This is a genomic window from Dactylosporangium darangshiense (assembly GCF_039537565.1).
Lineage (GTDB): Bacteria > Actinomycetota > Actinomycetes > Mycobacteriales > Micromonosporaceae > Dactylosporangium > Dactylosporangium darangshiense.
In genome coordinates, this window is the sequence record NZ_BAABAT010000045.1 from 1 (window position 1) to 16,519 (window position 16,519).

At 70.7% G+C, this 16,519-nt stretch carries 11 protein-coding genes; 8 read left to right on the plus strand and 3 right to left on the minus strand.

The genetic code is table 11. The features are described 5' to 3' along the window. From ABD901_RS46420 to ABD901_RS46430, 3 genes are all read right to left on the minus strand, one after another. Nucleotides 1–2,224, minus strand: a 2,224-nt coding sequence (locus ABD901_RS46420; protein ID WP_345138166.1) for a condensation domain-containing protein, incomplete at its 3' end; no start/stop codon positions are given. Beyond that, on the minus strand, nt 2,221–5,292 hold the full coding sequence (locus ABD901_RS46425) for an AMP-binding protein (RefSeq protein WP_345138168.1): 3,072 nt from the start codon (nt 5,290–5,292) through the stop codon (nt 2,221–2,223). The genes ABD901_RS46425 and ABD901_RS46420, both read right to left, overlap by 4 nt. Beyond that, nucleotides 5,285–7,171, minus strand: a complete 1,887-nt coding sequence (locus tag ABD901_RS46430; protein WP_345138170.1) for an ABC transporter ATP-binding protein — start codon at nt 7,169–7,171, stop codon at nt 5,285–5,287. The genes ABD901_RS46425 and ABD901_RS46430 overlap by 8 nt, the downstream gene beginning before the upstream one ends. Before the next feature lie 469 nt (nt 7,172–7,640). Here ABD901_RS46430 and ABD901_RS46435 point away from each other — a divergent pair, with 469 nt between their 5' ends. From ABD901_RS46435 to ABD901_RS46470, 8 genes are all read left to right on the plus strand, one after another. After that, the gene (locus tag ABD901_RS46435) at nt 7,641–9,191 is read left to right on the plus strand and encodes an MBL fold metallo-hydrolase (protein WP_345138172.1); all 1,551 of its coding nucleotides are present in this window, start codon (nt 7,641–7,643) and stop codon (nt 9,189–9,191) included. 45 nt (nt 9,192–9,236) lie between these two features. After that, a complete protein-coding gene (locus ABD901_RS46440) occupies nt 9,237–9,467 on the plus strand; it encodes an MbtH family protein (protein ID WP_345138173.1) in 231 nt (76 codons plus the stop codon). 5 nt (nt 9,468–9,472) lie between these two features. Continuing rightward, nucleotides 9,473–10,279, plus strand: coding sequence for an alpha/beta fold hydrolase (locus ABD901_RS46445; protein ID WP_345138174.1), 807 nt, complete (start codon nt 9,473–9,475; stop codon nt 10,277–10,279). Between the two features lie 34 nt (nt 10,280–10,313). After that, nucleotides 10,314–11,339 (plus strand): 3-oxoacyl-ACP synthase III family protein, encoded by a 1,026-nt coding sequence (locus ABD901_RS46450; protein WP_345138175.1) that lies wholly within the window; start codon nt 10,314–10,316, stop codon nt 11,337–11,339. Between the two features lie 494 nt (nt 11,340–11,833). Then, the gene (locus ABD901_RS46455; protein WP_345138176.1) at nt 11,834–12,547 is read left to right on the plus strand and encodes an AfsR/SARP family transcriptional regulator; all 714 of its coding nucleotides are present in this window, start codon (nt 11,834–11,836) and stop codon (nt 12,545–12,547) included. Nucleotides 12,548–12,751: 204 nt separating this feature from the next. Continuing rightward, entirely contained in the window at nt 12,752–14,626 is a 1,875-nt protein-coding gene (locus tag ABD901_RS46460) for an HAD-IIIC family phosphatase (protein WP_345138178.1), read from the plus strand. Further along, complete coding sequence (locus ABD901_RS46465) at nt 14,613–14,897, plus strand: acyl carrier protein (RefSeq protein WP_345138180.1); 285 nt, start codon at nt 14,613–14,615, stop codon at nt 14,895–14,897. The genes ABD901_RS46460 and ABD901_RS46465 overlap by 14 nt, the downstream gene beginning before the upstream one ends. Next, nucleotides 14,894–16,492, plus strand: a complete 1,599-nt coding sequence (locus ABD901_RS46470) for a tryptophan halogenase family protein (protein ID WP_345138182.1) — start codon at nt 14,894–14,896, stop codon at nt 16,490–16,492. The genes ABD901_RS46465 and ABD901_RS46470 overlap by 4 nt, the downstream gene beginning before the upstream one ends. Nucleotides 16,493–16,519 lie beyond the last annotated feature (27 nt).

Below are 16,519 nucleotides of genomic sequence, written 5' to 3' on the forward strand. Positions count from 1 at the left end.
GTCGGCCGATGGGGGGGGGGGTGGTGGTGGTGGGGATGGTGGCGGTGGTGGCGCAGACGGTGGTTTCGGTGGGGCCGTAGGCGTTGTGCAGGGTGTGGTGGGGGGTCCAGGTGGCGGCGAGGTCGGGGGGGAGGGTTTCGGATCCGACGATGATGTGGCTGTTGGTGGGGATGGTGGTGGGGTCGAGGGTGGTGAGGAGGGTGGGGGCGATGCTGAGGTGGCGGATGTGGTGGTGGTGGAGGAGTTGGGTCAGGGTGGTGGGGTCGGTGCGTTCGGTGGTGGTGGCGATGGCGAGGGTTGCGCCGGTGGTGAGGGTGAGGGCGAGGTCGGCGGCGGCGGCGTCGAAGCTGAATGATGCGAATTGCAGTGTGGTGTCGCCGGGGCCGGTGTTGTAGGTGGGGTGGAGTCCGATGGTCAGGTTGAGTAGTCCTCGGTGGGTGCCGAGGACGCCTTTCGGGATGCCGGTTGTTCCGCTGGTGTAGATCAGGTATGCGGCGCGGCCGGGGTCGAGTTTGTCGACGTCTGGTAGTTGTGTGTTGTTGGGGTGGTTGTTGTGTAGCCAGGTGTTGTCGATGATGTGGCGGGCGCCGCTGTCGGTGATCATGAAGGTCAGTCGTTGTTGTGGGTATGTGGGGTCGAGTGCGAGGTAGATCCCGCCGGCGCGCCAGATTCCGAGGATGGCGACGATGATGTCGACGCTGCGGTCGAGCTGGAATCCGATGATCTCGCCTGGCTGGGCGCCGGCTGTGACGAGTTGGGTTGCCAGCTGGTCTGCTGCTGTGGCCAGCTCCGCGTATGTCAGGGACTGTTCGCCGCAGACGACTGCTACCGCGTCGGGGGTTGCTGCTGCCCATTGCCGGAACAGGCTGTCCACGCCGCTGACCGCGGGCAACTCGACCACCGGTCCGTCCCAGCCGACCGACGACACCGGCGAGCCCGTCAGCAGCGCGGTCAGGTGGGCGGCGATCCGTTCGATCGCGGCATGCTCGAAGCGGGCCTGGTCGTAGTCGATGGCGATCGACAGTTCCGGCCCGGGCGTGACGGACAACGTGAACGGATAGTTGTTGTGGTACCGCGAACGGACCTCGCCGATCCGCAGTTCGCCGTCGCCGCCGGGCGCGATCCTCGGGTAGTTGCCGAAGACGAGGATCGCGGTGAACAGCGGCTGCCCGTTCGGTACCGCGGTCCAGCCCGCCAGCTGCGACAGCGGGGTGTGCTCGTACCGACGCGCCTCGATCTGCTCCCGCTGCAGCCGCTGCAGCCAGGCCACCTCCGGCTCGTCGCTGTCGACGTCGATCCGGGCGGGAATCGTGGTGATCAGCGATCCGACGATCGACTCGACGTCGTCGAGCTGCTCGCCGCGCCCGGAGCTGGTGACGCCGAACACCACGTCGTCCTCGCCGCTGTACGCCGACAGCAGCCGGGCGAACGCGCCCTGGACCACGGTGTTCAGCGTCAGCCGGTGCCGGCGGGCGAACGCCGTGAGCTCGGCGGTGGCGTCGGCGGACAGGCGCGTCTCGTACACGCGGTTGCCGCGCAGGTCGGTCCCAGGGCCGGCCCGCAGCGAGGTGGCGGCGCCGAAGCCGTGCAGCCGCTCGCGCCAGAACGCCTCGGCCGCGCCGGCATCCTGCTGCATCGACCATGCCACGTAGTCGCGGAACGGCCGGGCCGGCGGCGCGGTCGGCTCGGTGCCGCGGTGGTAGGCGAGGTAGGCGTCCAGCAGCCCGTTGAGCACGAGCGGGACGCTCCAGCCGTCCAGGACGATGTGGTGGAAGGACCACAGCAGCCGGTGCCGGTGCGGCGCGAGCCGGATCAGCGTCGCGCGGACCAGCGACGGCCGGTCGAACTCGACGCCCCGCCGCCAGTCGTCGGCGAGCAGCGCGGTGCGCGACTCCTCCTGCGCCGCCTCGTCCAGTGCAGACCAGTCCAGCACCTCCAGGGGTACGAGCACCCGCCGCGACACCACCCACAGGGGTTCGGCGACGTCGTCCCAGACCACCGTGCTGCGCAGCATCGCGTGCCGGTCGAAGGTCCAGGCGCAGGCCCGTTGGAACGCGTCGAGGTCGAGCTCGCCTTCCAGCAGCAGCTCGTACCGCGACCAGTACATCCCCGGGTCGGCGGCGAGCCTGGTGTGGAACAGCATGCCCTGCTGCACCGCCGTGAGCGGAAAGATGTCCTCGATGGCCTGGGCTGAGTCGTCGGCCGTAGGGCGGAACACCGTCATGACTGACCTCCGAAGATGCGACCGACGCGCCGTTGGACGAGATCGAGAGCCGACTGGTCGAGCCGGGCGAGCGGGAAGTCCGACGGTGTGTGGCCGCCGGCGCCCGGCCGGGAGCAGTGCTCGATCAGCTCCTCGAGGGCCGTGGCGTAGCGTTGCGCGAGCCGTTCGACCGTTGCCGGCCGGTGCACGTGGGTGCAGTACGTCCAGGCCATGTGCAGGACCCCGGCGGTCTCGCGGCAGGTGAGCTCGAGCAGATGCGCGCGCGGGCCGGCGGGGGCGGGATCGAGGTCGCCGGGCGCGGGCGCCGGCCGGAAGCGTGCCCCGGTGGGGTCCGGCCCGGGTTCGGAGTCGTACGTCAGGCACACCTCGGCCGGCGGCAGTTCGTCCAGCGCGCCGGTGTACTCGCGGAGGAGGCCGTACCCGAGGCCGTCGCGGGGCGTCTGGCGCACGCGCTCCTTCGTCCGCCGCAGCACCGCGCCCGGCTCGCTCGGCCCGTTGTACGGCACGGTCACCGGGAAGGCCGTGGTGAACCAGCCCAGCGTGCGGGAGACGTCGACGCCGGCGACACCGGCCCGGCCGGGGCCGCGCAGATCGACCGTGACAGCAGGGCCGCCGGCCCAGTCGCCGATGACCTGGATCAGCGGCGCCAGCAGCGCCTCGGCCGTTGTCGTGCGGTAGGCGGCGGGCACGGCGTGCCGCAGGCGGCCGGTCTGCTCGGCGGTGAGCCGCCGGTGCAGGGTCCGCGTCGCGGACAGGTCGTTGGCCGCGGCCGGATCGTCGCGGGGGATCGCGACGCTCCCGGCCGGCGAGCGCCAGAAGTCCGCCTCCGCCGAGATGTCGGCGGACCGCCCCAGGTCGCTCAGCGCCCGGGCCCACCGGCCGACCGTGGCCGTCGCGCCGGTCAACCGGATCGGCTCGCCGCGCTCGGCCTGCTCGTAGGCGGTCTCGAGGTCTTCGCACAGGATGGTCCAGGAGGCCGGGTCCACGGCGAAGCGGTGCGCCACCAGCAGCAGCCACCGGGTGTCGTCGGCGTCGAACAGCACGGCCCGCAGCCGGGGGCCGGTGGCGGTACCGACGTCGGCGTGCGCGGCCGTCGCCTCCGCGACCACCTGTAACCGCGGGGCGCCATCCAGGGTCACCAGGCAGCGCCAGCCGGGCGGGATCGGGGCGTAGCGCTGGCGGCCGGGCTGCGTGTCCGCGGCCAGGCGGAGCGCCGCATGTACCTGCACCAGCGCCGCCAGCGCGGCCTCCAGTACCTCCGCATCGACCGGCCGGCCGATCTTCAGCAGCAGCGACCGGCTGGCGGGCCGCGATCCGCCGCGGTCGAAGGCCAGCTGCAGCGGCGTGAGCGGGAACGCGGCCTCCTCGGCCGGATCGGGCCGGCGTGCGCAGGCCCTCGCCAGTTCGGCGACGCTCTGGTACTGCAACACCTGCGCCGCCCGGACGTCGAACCCGGCTCGGCGCGCCCGGGCGGCCACCTGGATGGCACGGATGGAGTCGCCGCCGAGATCGAGGTAGTTGTCGGTGACGCCGACGCGCGGCACGGCCAGGACCTCCGCCCAGATGCCGGCCAGCAGGGCCTCGTCGGGGGTCCGCGCGGCGACGTACGGCTCCGGCCGATTGGGCTGGCGGGATCCGCCGCCGGCGGCGACGAACGCCGACGGCAGCAGGTGGTCCGGCAGCGTCTGGCGCAGGTGGGCGCGCAGCACGCGGTCCGGCGGCAGCGGATCGTCCGCCGGGTCAGTGCTGATGTATGCGATCAGGCGGCCGGATCCGGGCTCGGCGTCGGCGGTCACCACGGCCGTGGCCACCGCGGGGTGCTCCGTCAACGCCCGTTCGATCTCCGCGAGGTCGATCCGGAACCCCTGGACGGTCGCGCGTTCGCGGATCGGGCCGAGGTACTCGAGGCCATCCGGCCGCCGCCGCACCCGGTCGCCGGTGCGGTAGAGCCGTCCGCCGTCCGCGGCGGCCGGGTCGGCGACGAACCGTTGCGCGGTCAGGGCGGCGGCGTCGCGGTAGCCGCGCGCCAGCAGGGGGCCCGCCACGTACAGCTCGCCCTCGGCGCCCTCGGGGACGGGCCGCAGCAACGGATCCAGGACGTGCCACCGGGTCTGACCGGCCGGCCGCGGGTATTCCTGGCCCCCGGGGCGTCGGTACCGCTGATACGCCATCGGCCCGGAGGTCTCCGCCGGCCCGAGCCCGGCGACGACGGCCGCAGTCGCATGCCGCGCGTGGAACCGGACGACGTCGTCGAGCGCCGGCGCGTCGCCGTGGCACACCACCAGGCGCAGGTGCCGCATGGGTACGACCCATTCGTGCCCGACGAACTGGTGGAACCAGGACGGCACGCATTGCGCGACGGTGACTCGCTGTTCCTCGATGAGGCTCGTCAACCGGTCGATGTCGGCGTGCCGGGCGGGCGCCGCGAGCACCACGCACGCGCCGAGCGCGAGCGGCCACACCAGCTCCCACAGTGCCGTTTCGAGCGCGGGGGAGCCGATCCGCAGTACCCGGTCGCCGGCGCCCGCGAGGCCGGCGGCCCGGACGGCGGCCAGCCGGTGCCGCAGCGCATCGTCGCTCACCTCCACGAGGACCGATCCAGAGACGGGTATCACGGCGGCGAGCTGCTCGCCCGGGCGGTGCGCGTCCACGGCGTGCTTCGGCGCGGCCGCCAGGGCCGGGTCGTCAGGGCTGATGATGCCGGGGCCGGGCGCGGCGCCGATCACGACGGACGCGTTCGCGGACCGGATCAGGGCCTGCCGCCGGCGGCCCGGATGGCCGGGGTCCAGCGGCAGGCAGGCGCCGCCGGCCTTCCACACCGCGAGGACCGCCACCACCAGGTCGACGCCGGTCGGCAGGCAGACCCCGACCACCGACTCGCCGCGAACGCCGCGGGCGCGCAGGAGGTGGGCGAGCTGGTTGGCGCGTTCGTCGAGGGTGCCGCGGTCGATCGTCGTGTCGCCGGCGACGACCGCGGCCGCGTCCGGTCGTTCGGCGGCCGCTGCGGCCAGCAGCTGGGTGACACCGGTGCCGGTCGACCGGCTGACCGGTCGGGTCCGGTCAGCCATCGGCGCCGCTGCCCGTGCTCAGCGCCACTTCGCCGTCGGGATCGGCCGGCGTCGGGCCGTCGAGGAACCCGCTCGCCTGCAGTGTGAACAGCTCCGCGTAGAGGCCCTGCTGGGCCATGAGCACGGTGTGCGTTCCCTGCTCGATGATCTTTCCCTGGTCGAGGACGATGATGCGGTCCGCGGACCGCACGGTGGAGAAGCGGTGGGAGATGAGCACGACGGTCCGGCCGGTGTACAGCTCGCGGACGCTGTCGAAGATGGCGCGTTCCGCGCGGGCGTCCAGGGATGCGCTCGGCTCGTCCAGGATGACCAGCGGCGCGTCGCGGAAGAACGCCCGCGCGAGGGCGACCCGCTGCCACTGCCCGAGCGACAGGTCCTGTCCCAGGTTGAACTGCGGCGACAGGGTCGTCTCGTAGCCGGACGGCAGCGCCTGCAGGAAGTCGTCGGCGCCGGCCGCGCGGGCGGCCGCGCGAATCTCGTCGAGCCCGACCTGCTTCTCGGTCGAGCCGAGCCGGATGTTCTCCTTGGCGCTCAGGGCGTACTTGAGGTAGTCCTGGAACAGCACGGCCACGTTCTCGCGCCAGTTCTTCGTGTCGATCTCGCGCAGGTCGACGCCGTCGACGCGGATACTGCCCTCGCGCGGCGTGTACAGCCCGGCGAGCAGCTTGGCCAGCGTGGTCTTGCCCGACCCGTTCTCGCCGACCAGGGCGACGACCTCGCCGGTGCGGATCGTCAGCGAGAGGTGCTCGACGGCAGGGCGTTCGGACCCGCGATACGTGAACGAGACGTCGTCGACGTCGATCGTCGAGAAGTCGCGCTGGACTCGCTCGCCCCGCCCGCGCTCGAGAAGGCTCGGTTCGAGCGCGAGGAAGTCCTGCAGATCCTCGACGAGCGGTGCCGACTCGAAGAACTGGTTCGCCGATCCGACGGAGTCGGACAGCCGCTGGCTGAACAGCAGCAGGGCGCCGGCGACGGTGGCCACCTCGGCGAGGCTCAGCACGCCCGCCCGGTTGAGCAGGATGAGGGCACCGGCGGCGGCCACCACGACGAGGTTGGTGCCGACCGAGGAGATCAGGGTCGCGCGCAGCTGCTTGCGGAGCATGGCCCGCATCCGGACGAGGCGGAACTCCATGATGGTCCGCCATTGCCGCGTCAGGTGCTCGGCCAGGTTGAAGGCCCGGACCTCCTTCGCCGGTTCGCGGCCGGTGAGCAGGTTGAAGATGTACCCGCGGCTGCGGTCGACCGGCGTGGTCTGGCGGACGAACCCGTAGTACTGCTCGCCGCCACGAGTGCCGCCGATCCAGACCGGAACGACGACGACGAGCACGCACACCGCGATCCAGGGCTGGATGGTCGCCAGGGCGATCCAGGTGGCGATGAGGGTGAACAGGCTCTGCCCCTGTTGGGCGAGGCTCTGCACCAGCTGCGCCGGCCGCATCAATGCGCTGCCGGCGGCCCGCTGCAGCCTGTCGTGGAACGTGGCGTCGTCGAAGTTGTCCAGCTCGGCGAGGCAGGAGACCTTCAGGATCTCGCTGCACACGTGGATGCCGGCCCGTTCCTGCAACAGGGTCCGGCGGTTCGTGACGACGGCCTGGGCGATGATGATCGCGACGTTCGTGGCGACGAAGACGACGACGTTGAGGGCCACGCCGGCCGACCTGGCGCCCGCCTCGGAGTCGATGAGCTTCGTCAGCAGGTCGCGGGCCTGGACGATGAGCACGAACGTGCCGATGCCCATGGCGATGTCGGCCGCGATGAGGATGAGGAACTCGCGCGGCCCGGCGCGCCAGACGAGCCGGATCGCCGCTGCGGCGGCGCGGAACCGACGCCGGCGACGGCCGCCGGCCGGTTCGGCCAGCAGCAGTCCAGGGTCGATCATCGGCACTCCCCCCGTTGGTCGTGCTGTGTGGTCGACGGGCCGGTCGCGCACCGCCATCCACCGGCGCCCACGTGCCCGCGGCACCCGACCGTTGCATCACCGTCGACCGACGTCTTGTCCGCGCGTTGTGCACCACCCCGGTCGTGGCGCCTCGGCGAACTCCGTGCTCGGTAAATGACGGACACCAATTGGAAAGGGTCTCGAATTGGATCAGTGCCCAGGATAGTACGGACCTCCGGGCGCGCGTTTCAACCGCCTGGCGGGGGTGCTGAGCGGCGCTTGTACGGCCCTGGCGCGATTCTCGACCGGCCTCTGGAATCTCGCTGGAGCCGTCCTGGAATGGCAGCTGCGGGCCTTGTTGGCGATGTGGAGTTCTGCAACGATCGCAGACTGTCCCGCCCGGAATGAAGATCGTGCGAGGTGGAGGAAAGTCGACGTGGAAGATGGAGCCTGTTTCATTCGGCCGAATTTGATCATCGAGCCACTCGTCGATCGTTTCTACGCCTGGCTGTACACGGTTTCGCCGATTCAGGCGGCGATGAACCTCGCCTTCCTGCAGGTGCCGTTGCTCGAGTCCTACCTGCAGTCGCCGGCCGTGCACGTGGCCGCCAGCACCAATCCGGAGCTGCGCGGCGGCTACTTCGTCGGCGTCGAGGAGGCGCGGCGGGACGAGATCCGCGCGCTGCTCGACACGATCAAGCGGGATCGCGCCGAGATGCTCCGGTTCGCCGCCGCCGTCGGCGAGTGCGAGGACGCCGTCCGGCAGGGCGCGACCGGCTTCGATCTGACGCCGCTGTATCCGGCGCTGCCGCGGGAGGCGGCCGGCCTGGTCGAGATCGCCTACGACACCAGCAACCAGGCGTCGGCGCGGTTCCTCGAGCCGCTGGCGTACAGCAGCAGCCTCTACACCGAGGACCGGCAGTCGGTCCAACTGTCACTGGAGACGGGCATCGAGCGGCCGTTCATTCTCAGCACGCCGCGCCTCGACTCGCCCGACGTCCTCGAACTGCAGCTGCCGTTCCGCCACCCCGGCCTGCAGGAGCTGTTCCTGGCCCGGGTCCGGCCCACCACCGCCGACCGGCTCAGCGAGGCGCTGAACCTCGACGAAGGGCAGGCCGCGCGGCTGGCCGGCCTGCTGACCGGCGAATGCGGCCTGGCGCCCGACCGGCACATCGAGTCCGGCGCCCGGGTGCGCTACTTCGGGCACGCCTGCCTGGTCCTGCAGACGCCGCAGGTGTCGATCCTGACCGACCCGTTCATCAGCGCGGACAGCTCCGCCGCCGGCCGGTACACGCTCGACGACCTGCCCGACCACCTCGACTTCGTCCTCATCACGCACGGCCACCAGGACCACATCGTGCTGGAGACCCTGCTGCAGCTGCGGGGCCGGGTCGGCACGGTGGTGGTGCCCCGATCCTCGCGCGGCAACCTGGCCGACCCGTCACTGAAGCTCTACGTCGAGCACCTCGGGCTGCCGGTCATCGACGTCGATGACTTCGACGAGATCCGCTTCGAAGGCGGGCGCATCGTGGCGACGCCGTTCCTCGGCGAGCACGCGGATCTCGACATCCGGGCCAAGTCGACGTACTGGGTGGAGCTGGGCGGCCGGTCCGTGTTCGTCGGCGCCGACTCCTCGGGCGTCGAGCCGCTGTTGTACCGCCATGTGCGCAACCACCTCGGGACGGTCGACATGGCGTTCCTCGGCATGGAATGCGACGGCGCCCCGCTGACCTGGCTGTACCAGGCGCTGCTGACGAAGCCGGTCACCAAGCGGATGAGCGACTCGCGCAAGCTGTCCGGCTCCAACGCGGCCCAGGCCGCCGAAATCGTCACCGAGCTCGGCGCCGCCGAGGCGTACATCTACGCCATGGGCGAGGAGAGCTGGCTCGGTCACGTCATGGCGACGAGCTACACCGAGAGCTCGTACCAGCTCAAGCAGGTGGAGGTGTTCCTGTCCTGGTGCGCGGACAACGGCGTCAAGGCCGGACACCTCCTCGGTCAGCAGGAGTGGCGCTGGTAGTGGGTCCGGCGCCGGTCACAGGGTCAGATTAGGAGAGTGAGCGCGGTGCGTACCACGTCATACGACTTCGAGAATCCCGATGCGCGGTTCAAGGTCGTCATCAACCACGAGGAGCAGTACTCGATCTGGCCCGCCGACCTGCCGGTCCCGGGCGGATGGAACGAGACGGGCGTCAACGCCTCCAAGGCGGAGTGCGACGCCTACATCGAGGAGCACTGGACCGACATGCGCCCGAAGAGTCTGCGCATGGCGCTCGACGGCGAGCACGCGGCATAACGTTCGTGGCCTTTGCCTTCACCAACGGCATCCGGCTGTGCTATCAGCGCCACGGGCGGGGCGAGATGGTGCTGCTCATCATGGGCTCCGGCGCCGGCGGGAGCGCGTGGACCCTGTATCAGACCCCGGCGCTGGTCCAGGCGGGGTTCCAGGCCGTCACGTTTGACAGCCGCGGCATCCCGCCGTCGGACACCCCGCCGGGACGGTACTCGCTGGCGGACATGGTGGCCGACACGAGAGGGCTCATCGAGGCCCTCGGCGCGGGGCCGTGCCGGCTGATCGGCGTCTCGATGGGGGCGCTGATCGCGCAGGAACTGGCGATCACCGCCCCGCACCTGGTCCGCTCCGCCGTGCTCATGGCGACGAAGGGGCGCTCGGATGCCACCCGGTCGGCGTACAGCAAGGCGTTTCAGGCGTTGGCCGACAGCGATGTCAAGCTGCCGGCCGACTACGCGGCGGTCGTCACGGCTCTGGTCATGCTGTCCCCGGCCACTCTCGACGACGACGCGGCGGCCTCGCTGTGGCTGGAGTCGTTCCGCCGGGCCGACCGGCAACAGACCGCCGCCGTCGCTCAGGAGTGGGCGGACCTCATCGACGACCGCCGCGAGGCGCTGCGCGGGGTGACCGCGCCGTGCCGGGTCATCGCGTTTGCCGATGATCTCGTGACGCCGCCGCACCTGGGCGCCGAGGTCGCCGATGCCATTCCCGACTGCGATCTCGTGCGGATCGCCTCGGCCGGGCACTTCGGCTACCTCGAACGCCCCGACGAGGTCAACGCGGCGATCCTCGACTTCCTGCAACGGACGGGCTGAGCGGGATGCGACGGTCCGCCGTGGCGCGCGGGGCATGAGCACGTTCGGCATCCTCGGCCTGGCCCACGAGCTCGGCCGGGCGATGAGCGTCGAGGAGCTGCTGGGGCCGGACGCCTCCGACGCGGCGCGCCGGGCCCTCGCGGCAAAGGGCTACCGCCGGCTGTACCGCGCCGACGACGGCGTCGGCCTCACCGACCTCGCGACCGCCGCCGCGTCGGCCGCGCTGGCCAATGCCGGGGTGGAACCCGGCCGCGTCGATCTGCTCGTGGTCGCGATCACCGATCTCGCCGAGTACCTCTACTGGGACGTCGCCGCCGCGGTGCAGGCCCGGCTGGGCGCGCACCGGGCCGAGGCGGTCCTGATGGGGCAGGCGTGCAGCGCCGGCGTCCTCGCCTTCGACACCGTCGCCGGCAAGTTCGCCACCCACCCGGACTACCGCACGGCGGTGATCGTGGCCGCTAACCGGGTGTGCGAGCCGTACTGGGACCGCGCCGGGACCGGCACGTCGATCAGCTCCGACGGCGCCGCCGCCGCGGTCCTCGTGCGGGATCACCCGGACCGCCGGTGGCTCGCGACCGAGGTCATCTCCGACGGCCGGTACGCCGGCTTCATGAAGATGGACGTCGGCGGTACCGCGCGGCCGTTCACCGCGGCCGAGCCGGACCGGCCCGCCGTGGCCGGGCTGGCGGATCGCCTGGAGGAGTTCTTCGGTGGCGACGGCCGGGCGGCATACCGGTTCGCGACGACGGTGCAGGCGCGCAACCGCACCGTGCTGGAGCGCGCCTGCGACCGGATCGGCACGACGATCGACGATGTTGCCAGGGTCGTGTACCTCAACGACAACCGCGCGACGTTCGCCGAGCTGGCCGCCGAGCTCGGGATCCCGCTGGAGCTGACGAACCAGGAGCTCGCGCTCGACCACGGCCACTTCGGCGCCGCGGACCAGATCTTCTGCCTGGAGCGGCATCTGGCGCGGGGCGACCTCGCCGCCGGCGACGTCGTCGCGCTCATGAGCACCGGCAGCGGGATGCACTGGGCCTGCTCGATGCTGAGCATCTGACATCGTTCGGCCGCCCACGGTTCATTCGTTCGGCCACCGACAACTTGTCTCCGATGAACCTCCGCGACTGGTGCACGGCGGCTGTGTGTCAACTGGAAAGTTGCTCGAAGCATCGAACATGGTCCTGGTGTGTTCCGTTTTCGAGCGCGACCAGCGTCAATGCTGCACTTTCGGTGTCATAAACGCCTTTTTCAAGATCCATCAATGTCCGATCTAGGACGATAAATGACAACGTGACCGGGCCGTCACCAACCGTGATTGATTCATGCCTATTCCGATTGACGCGGCCGTCTGGTAGTCTCATGGAGGATTAATGGACTGGTCGGCTGTTGCACGCCGTGCTTGTCCGGTCGGCGCGGTCGACACTTCGGTCCGAATCGGATTTTCTGTCCGAAAGATCGGAGCGGTAAGCTTTCTTGGCAATGCGGGGGTATGCCATGCACTTCTATATTCTGGGACCTTTCGAGATACGGGTGGCGGGCACCGTCGTCCCCGTGACCGCGCTCAAGCAGCGCGCGGTGCTGGCGACGCTGCTGCTGGACCCTAATCGCGAGGTGTCCGTCGAGCACCTGAATCGCTACGTCTGGGACGGCAAGCCACCGGCGGCCGCGCACTCGACGCTGCCGTCCTACATCTACCGGCTGCGCCAGATCATGCGGCCGATACCCGGCGTGAAGCTGACCACCGGCGTCCTGGGATACACCCTGCACCTCGACGAGTCGAGCACCGACCTCGGCGGCTTCCGGGCGCTGGTCATCGAGGCGCGCGCCGCGCTGGACGGCGGCGACGCCCCGGCCGCGGTCGCCTGCCTGCGCGCGGCGCTCTCGCTGTGGCGGGGCAACGCGTTGTCCGGCGTTCCCGGCAATCTGCTCCACCAGGAAGGGCGATTCCTGGAAAGCGAGCGCGTCGCCGCCTACGAGGAGTTGTTCGCCGCCGAGATGGCGCTCGGAAACACCCGGAAGATTATTCCTGAGCTTCTGAAGATAGTGTCATTGTATCCATTTCATGAGTCGTTCCGAGCGCAACTGATGCTCGGTTTGTACCGGTGTGGGCGGCAGGCCGAGGCACTGCAGAACTTCGCGTTCATCCGGCGCAAGCTCGCCGATGAGCTTGGCATTGAACCGGGCGTCGAGCTGCGCGAACTGCAGAAAGTCATCCTGGACCAGGTTCCCCCGGAAAGGGTTACGCTGCCCTCTCGGGCCGCATAATCGCGACGTCGTTCGGCGAGGCGCTGCCGCGCGGCCGGGAATCGATGGTCGGCATTCGTGCGCGTCGTCGTCGGCATGTCCGTTGAGGGACGTGCCGACGCGGTGCCGCGCGCTCACCGCGGGCCAGGTGTCCCTTGCTGCCGTGCCGGCGTAGAGCCTGCATTGCCGAGACGGGTTCGTTGCCATGACGGGGGATGCATGGACATGACCGGACTACTGGCACGGACCCGGCGGCTCCTCGCGCCGGATGCCCGGGCCGACCCGGATCTGCTGACCGAACTGGGGCGCACGAGCGACATCGCCGCCGCCCGGGAGGCCGGGCGCCTACTCGCCGGCATCCCCGGCCGCCGCGTCACCGGCCGCGAACTGCGCCCACTGCGGGTCGCCGTGGCCACGACGTTCACCTGCGACGCGGTACCGGCGTTCCTGACCATCGCGCTGCTCGCGTCGGGCATCGACGCGGAGGTACACCTGACGGCACCCGACCAGTTCCTCGTGGAACTCAACGATCCGTCGTCCGGCCTCGCCCGGTTCCGGCCCGACGTGACCCTCTGCCTGCTCGACGAGGCGATGTTCTGGCCGTCCGAATTGGACGGGACCGACCTGCCGGCCCTGCGCGAGGAGCTGCACCGGCGCCGGGACGCCCTCGCCGCCGCGCTGCGAGCCCTCCAGGCACGCTCCGCCGCGCAGGTCCTCGTGCACACCGTGCCGCTGCCCCAGATCCGGCTGCGCTCGATCGTCGCCTACCGGTCCCGGGCCGCGCTGGCCCGACTGTGGCGCGAGCTCAACATCGACCTGCTCGACCTCGCCGAGCATATCGACGGCGTCCACGTGCTGGAGTGGGAGGCCCTGCTCGTCGAGCACGCCGGACCGTTCCGGGACGCGCGGCGGCACCGGTTCGCGGCGATGTCGTGGTCGCCGTCCGCGCAGCGCCTCTACGCGACCGAGGCCGCGCGGTTCTGCCGGGCCGCCGCCGGCATGTCGGCCAAATGCCTGGTGCTCGACCTGGACAACACCCTGTGGGGCGGCGTGCTCGGCGACGACGGGCCGGAGCACCTCGACGTCGGGACGCTCTATCCGGGCAACGCCTACCTCGAGACCCAGCGCACCGCGCTGGCGCTGCGCCGGCAGGGCGTCCTCCTGGCGATCTCCAGCAAGAACGACCCCGACCTCGTCGAAAGGGTCTTCGCCGAACACCCCGGGCTCGCCCTGCGGACCGCGGACTTCAGCACAACCGCGGTGAACTGGCTGTCGAAGGACGGCAACGTCGCGGCAATCGCCGAGGAGCTCGGCATCGGGCTGGACAGCATCGTCTTCGCCGACGACAGCCGGTTCGAGTGCGAGCTCGTGGCCGGGTTCCTGCCGTCCGTCAACGTCGTGCACCTCGCCGGCGACCCCGCCGAGCATGCCGGGCGGCTGGTGACGGAAGGCCACTTCGATGTGCTGAGCACGACGGACACCGACCGGCAACGGCCCGAGCTGTACCGCGCCCGCGCCGAACGGCAGCGGCACCGGGCCGAGCACCCCGCCTCCGCCGCCGAGTACCTGCGCACGATCGGGCTGAGCGTGTCGGTGCGCACCGCCGATGCCTTCATGCTGCCGCGCATCCGGCAGCTGCGGTTGCGTACCAACCAGTTCACGCTGCTCGGACCGGGCGCGGGACCGCCGGACACCGAGGCGGCGGACGGAACCCGCGACCGCCGGGTGCTCGGTTTCGAGGCCACCGACCGGTTCGGGGACGAAGGACTGGTCGGCGCCGTCTGGCTCGCCGGCGACGGCCGTCGCTGGCTGATCGAGAACTTCGTCATGAGCTGCCGGGTCTTCTCCCGCGGCATAGAGTTCGCGGTCCTGCAGGATGTCATCGACCGGGCCGTCGCCGCGTCCGCCGTCCGGCTCGACGCCTCGTTCCGCTCCACCGGCCGGAACGGTGCCGCCAAGGCGTTCCTCGACGAGGCCGGCTTCGCCCCGACCGGTGCGGCCGAGGGTGTCGCGCGGTACACGCTGCCGCTCGTGCCGGCCCCGTCGCCGTGCCCGGACTGGATCACGCTGCGGAAAGTGGACGACTATGTCAGCCGTTGACCCCCGCCTCGCACTGCTCATCGCATCGGTCTGCGACCTGCCGGAGTCCGGTGTGACGGCGGACCTGCGGTTTGCCGACCTGGCCGGCTGGAGCAGCCTCGTCGCGCTCCGGCTGCTCGACGCTATCGAGGCGGACTACGGCGTCCACCTCGACCTGCGGCGGTACCTCGCGACCGAGACCGTCCGCGAGCTGTCGTACATGATCGGTGACGGCGCGCCGGGGATCCGGATGGAGCGTGTCGCCGCCACCTCGGAGGAGGAGAACGCATGACCATTGAGGACACTGCGGCCGATGCACCCGTCCGGCCGAGCAACATCGTCATCGTCGGCGGCGGTACCGCGGGCTGGATGACCGCCGCCTACCTGAAAGCGGCGTTCGCCGACCGGATCACGATCACCCTGGTCGAGTCCGCCGAGGTGCGGACCATCGGGGTCGGGGAGGCGACGTTCAGCGACATCCGGCACTTCTTCGAGTTCCTGCGCCTGGAGGAGCACGACTGGATGCCGGCGTGCAACGCCACCTACAAGCTCGCGGTCCGCTTTGAGGACTGGCGCGAACCGGGCCACCACTTCTACCACCCGTTCGAGCAGCTGAAGTCCGTGGACGGCTTCCAGCTCACCGACTGGTGGTTACGCAACCCGGGCTCGGACCGGTTCGACAAGGACTGTTTCGTCATGGCGTCCCTGTGCGACGCCAACCGCAGCCCGCGCTACCTGGACGGCTCGCTCATCGACCAGGACTTCGTCGAGAAGCCCCACCAGGGCGGCCCGTCCCGGTCGACGATCGTCGACTACCAGGGCGCGCAGTTCCCGTACGCCTACCACTTCGAGGCGCGGCTGCTCGCGCAGTTCCTGACGAAGTACGCGACCGACCGGGGCGTGCGGCACGTCGTCGACAACGTCGTCGACGTCGGGCTCGACGAGCGGGGTTGGGTCTCGCACGTGCGCACCGCCGAACACGGCGTGCTCGCCGGCGACCTGTTCGTCGACTGCACCGGCTTCCGCGGCCTGCTGCTGAACAAGGCGCTCGGCGAGCCGTTCGTGTCCTATCAGGACACCCTGCCGAACGACAGCGCGGTCGCGCTGCAGGTCCCGCTGGACATGGACCGCGAGCCGATGCGGCCGTGCACGACGGCGACCGCCCAGGCGGCCGGGTGGATCTGGACCATTCCGCTGATCAGCCGGATCGGCACCGGATATGTGTACGCCCGCGACTACTGCGAACCGGAGGAGGCCGAACGCGTCCTGCGCGAGTTCGTCGGCCCGACCGCCGCCGAGGTGGAGGCGAACCACATCCGGATGCGCATCGGGCGCAGCGAACGCTCCTGGGTCAACAACTGCGTCGCCATCGGGCTGTCCAGCGGCTTCGTCGAGCCGCTCGAGTCGACCGGCATCTTCTTCATCCATCACGCGGTGGAGCAGCTTGTGAAGTACTTCCCGGGCGGCGACTGGGACCCGAACCTGCGGACGCTGTACAACCGCTCGGTCGCCCACGTCACTGACGGGGTGCGCGAGTTCCTCTGCCTGCACTACCGCGGCGCCAAGCGCGCCGACAACCAGTACTGGCGCGATGCCCAGACCCGGACGGTCCCGGACGCGCTGGAGGAGCGCCTGGAGTTGTGGCGGACCAAGGTGCCCGACGCCATGACCGTGTACCCGTACTATCACGGCCTTCCCCCGTACTCGTACAACTGCATCCTGCTGGGCACGGGCGGCATCCCCGTGCGGCCCTCGCCGGGGCTGGAGCTGGCCGACGAACGGGCCGCGCTGAGCGAGTTCCAGCAGATCAAGGCCAAGGCGCAGAAGCTCGTCCAGGAGCTGCCCACGCAGAACGCGTTTTTCGCCCGGATGCGCGCCTCGCTGTAGCCCGTCGGGGAGCCGGGCCGGCGGGCC

Bases quoted from the DNA above. Each gene is read 5' to 3' on its own strand.
- ABD901_RS46450 (WP_345138175.1), top strand. From the start codon at position 10,314: ATGAGCACGTTCGGCATCCTCGGCCTGGCCCACGAGCTCGGCCGGGCG.
- ABD901_RS46425 (WP_345138168.1), bottom strand. From the start codon at position 5,292: ATGGCTGACCGGACCCGACCGGTCAGCCGGTCGACCGGCACCGGTGTC.
- ABD901_RS46470 (WP_345138182.1), top strand. From the start codon at position 14,894: ATGACCATTGAGGACACTGCGGCCGATGCACCCGTCCGGCCGAGCAAC.
- ABD901_RS46460 (WP_345138178.1), top strand. From the start codon at position 12,752: ATGACCGGACTACTGGCACGGACCCGGCGGCTCCTCGCGCCGGATGCC.
- ABD901_RS46430 (WP_345138170.1), bottom strand. From the start codon at position 7,171: ATGATCGACCCTGGACTGCTGCTGGCCGAACCGGCCGGCGGCCGTCGC.
- ABD901_RS46465 (WP_345138180.1), top strand. From the start codon at position 14,613: ATGTCAGCCGTTGACCCCCGCCTCGCACTGCTCATCGCATCGGTCTGC.